Genomic DNA, 764 nt, shown 5'->3' on the forward strand with positions numbered 1-764 from the left:
GCGGACTTGGCCGCCGAGGCCATCGCACGCGGCATCGTGGAGTCCATCTCGCCGGACTCCATCGGGCGCTTTCTGCGCGAGGCCGACCTCAAGCCGCACCGCACCCGGGGCTGGATCAACACGCCCCGCGATGCGCAGTTCGACGAGAAGTGCCAGGATGTCTGCGAGACCTATCGGCTGGCCCCTGAGCGTGCCGCGGCTGGCATCGAGACGCACAGCATCGACGAGATGACCGGCGTGCAGGCCCTGGAGCGCGCGGCGGAAACCTTGCCGATGCGCCCCGGTCTGGTCGAGCGCCACGAGTTCGAGTACATCCGCCATGGCACCCTGACCCTGATCGCCGCGTTCGATGTGGTCACGGGACAAGTCGCCTATCGGATGGGTCCAACGCGCACCGAGCAGGACTTTGCTGAGTACTTGGCCGACCTGCTCGCCCAACGCGACGACACCACGCGGTGGCACTTGATCATGGACAACCTCAACATCCACTGCTCGGAAGCGGTTGTGCGCCTCGTCGCCGAGGCCTGCAAGCTCGACATCGATCTTGGCGTCAAAGGCAAATCCGGCATCCTCAAGTCGATGGCCACGCGTGAGCGCTTCCTGCGTGATCCGAGCCACCGCATCCAGTGTCACTTCACGCCCAAGCATGCCTCTTGGCTGAACCAGATCGAGATGTGGTTCTCCATCTTGGCGCGCAAAGTGATCCGCCGCGGCAACTTCCTCTCGGTCGATGATCTTCATGAGAAACTCGCCAACTTCATTGA

Annotated in this window: 1 protein-coding gene; it reads left to right on the forward strand. The window is 63.5% G+C overall.

Annotated features, from left to right (window positions below):
• A partial coding sequence (locus tag CKO42_RS26830) for a transposase (protein ID WP_242479743.1) occupies positions 1-764 on the forward strand: 764 nt, incomplete at both ends.

This window comes from Lamprobacter modestohalophilus, assembly GCF_016583905.1.
Classification (GTDB): domain Bacteria; phylum Pseudomonadota; class Gammaproteobacteria; order Chromatiales; family Chromatiaceae; genus Lamprobacter; species Lamprobacter modestohalophilus.